Genomic DNA, 1,915 nt, shown 5'->3' with positions numbered 1-1,915 from the left:
TAAGTTGTTCATTGTAAATGTATTATGGCTAATTCAATTTACTGATTTTCAATCAAATGAACAACTTTTTACTTTTTTATTTCATAATGCACAACGGGTCAGTATTATTTAAAATGCACAACGGGTTTTATTAATAAATTTCGAAAATATCATGCCGCTTAAATTAAAAAAAATAACCCCGATCATTGAATGGGGAACTCTTTTGTTTTGTACAGGATTGGTGTGTTTTTTCCTCGTGGTCATTCTTTACGATATTTTTAGTAAAGGAATTTCGGTAATTTCATGGGATTTTATTTCTCAACTTCCAACAGAAGGAATGACGAAGGGCGGCGTATTAACACCGATTCTTGGAACCGTATGTTTAACTTTAATTACTGCACTTTTTTCCATTCCGTTTGGAGTATGCTGTGCCATCTATCTTAACGAATATGCCGAAACTAACATTCTTACAAGAACAATACGGGCTTCCATTAGAAATTTATCGGGAGTTCCGTCTATTATTTATGGATTATTTGGATTGGCATTATTTGTTCAGGCTTTAAATTTCGGAACATCCATACTTTCCGCGGGGCTCACGTTGGGTTTACTCTCTCTTCCTTATGTTATAACAACCACCGAAGAAGCACTCTTACGAATTCCCGCAAGTATGCGTGAAGCAGCTTTAGGCGTGGGTGCTACCAAATTCGAATCGATTCGGGATGTGGTACTTCCTTCTTCAATGTCCGGAATATTAACAGGTGTTGTACTTACTTTATCACGAGCGGCAGGGGAGACAGCTCCTATTTTATTTACAGGGGCAGCATTTTATATTACGAATGCTTTGGGAAGTCCCAATTAGGAATTTATGGCTTTGCCATACCATTTATACATGCTATCTACACAGCACCAATCTATTGAATAAGTTCGTCCTATTGCATACGGAACGGCATTAGTTTTAATTATTGTGGTGTTTTTAATGAATTTAACAGCGTTCTACATTCGATACAAATACAGAAAAGATGAATACTAAACTTGCTGCCGAAAATCTGAATTTATCTTTCGGAAATAAACATATCTTAAAAAACGTCAATATTCAGTTTGAAACCAATAAAGTTACGGCTCTTATCGGTCCATCGGGATGTGGTAAAAGTACATTACTGCGCTGTTTTAATAGAATGCACGATCTGTATCCGGATGCGAAGATAGACGGAACCATAACCCTAGACGGATAAAATATCTACCAAAAAGGAATTGAAGTAACTGATATCCGAAGAAGAATTGGAATGGTTTTCCAGAAAGCCAATCCTTTCCCGAAGAGTATTCGTGATAACATAACTTACGGACTCAAAATTAATAATCTTCCAACAGACGATGCAACCGTAGAAAAAGCACTGAAAGAAGGTTACATTTGGGATGAAGTGAAAGATGACCTCAAAAAACCTGCCACCCGACTTTCTGGCGGACAACAACAAAGATTGTGCATTGCCCGAACCGTCGCTTTACGCCCCGAAGTTATTTTAATGGATGAACCTTGTTCTGCTCTGGATCCGATAAGTACATTAAAAATTGAAGAGCTGATTCATCAGTTAAAAGAGCAATACACCATTGTTATTGTTACTCATAATATGCAGCAGGCTCAGCGTGTTGCAGATAAAACCGTGTTTATGTATCTTGGAGAAGTGATTGAAGAAGGTGCAACCGAGCAAATATTCCAAAATCCTCAAAACGAATTAACCAAAAATTATATTGGTGGACATTTCGGGTAAGTTTTATAAAAGTATGATGGGGCAAAAGCAAGTAGATTTCGATTAAGCGAACGTATTCAAACTAGCAAATTGACACTATCCCGTAAAGTGTGTAAGTAGAAAAGTTAGGCTTGGATTTTATAATCTGAGCCTTTTTTCAAAAATAAGCATAAATTGGTTTAAAACCAATC

The 1,915-nt window shown here is 36.7% G+C and carries 1 protein-coding gene and 1 pseudogene; both read left to right on the top strand.

Features of this window, described 5'->3' with window-relative positions:
• Positions 1-151: 151 nt before the first annotated feature.
• Positions 152-838, top strand: a complete 687-nt coding sequence (pstA, locus tag IV513_RS15330; RefSeq protein ID WP_245168967.1) for a phosphate ABC transporter permease PstA — start codon at positions 152-154, stop codon at positions 836-838.
• Positions 839-998: 160 nt separating this feature from the next.
• Positions 999-1,745: pseudogene (pstB, locus tag IV513_RS15325) on the top strand (phosphate ABC transporter ATP-binding protein PstB).
• The last annotated feature ends 170 nt before the right edge of the window (positions 1,746-1,915 follow it).

The sequence above is a fragment of the Chryseobacterium sp. RR2-3-20 genome, from assembly GCF_017808115.1.
Lineage (GTDB): Bacteria > Bacteroidota > Bacteroidia > Flavobacteriales > Weeksellaceae > Chryseobacterium > Chryseobacterium oryzae.
Note: the sequence above shows the minus strand (reverse complement) of the source record. Positions and strands in the feature narration are given on the sequence as shown.

Bases quoted from the DNA above. Each gene is read 5' to 3' on its own strand.
- pstA (WP_245168967.1), top strand. From the start codon at position 152: ATGCCGCTTAAATTAAAAAAAATAACCCCGATCATTGAATGGGGAACT.